Origin of the sequence: Pseudomonas sp. 14A, from assembly GCF_018132745.1 — a bacterium.
Lineage (GTDB): Bacteria > Pseudomonadota > Gammaproteobacteria > Pseudomonadales > Pseudomonadaceae > Aquipseudomonas > Aquipseudomonas mercuritolerans.
Map to the genome: position 1 here is coordinate 1 of NZ_JAGRQJ010000031.1, position 288 is coordinate 288.

The window sequence follows — 288 nt, forward strand, 5'->3', positions numbered from 1 at the left end:
GCGGCACTGCTCAGCGCCGTGCTCGCCGGTGCGGCAGGCTATGTCCTGAAGGAGGTGGGAGCCTTCGATCTCGTGGCGGATGTCCGCGCGGTCGCGAACGGCCGACCTCTGCCTGTGCGCCGCGCGAATCAGAGCCCCGACCGCGTGCTGCGAAACCAGGACCCTCGCCTCGGATCGCTCGGGTTGCGCCAGCGACAGATCCTCGATCTCATCGGTGAAGGTCTCACCAACAAGCAGATCGGGGTGCGGCTCGGACTGGCGGAGAAGACCGTGAAGAACTATGTGTCC

At 66.3% G+C, this 288-nt stretch carries 1 protein-coding gene; it reads left to right on the top strand.

Annotated elements, in window-relative coordinates; translation table 11 throughout:
* A partial coding sequence (locus PS14A_RS26510) for a LuxR C-terminal-related transcriptional regulator (RefSeq protein WP_212617599.1) occupies positions 1-288 on the top strand: 288 nt, incomplete at both ends.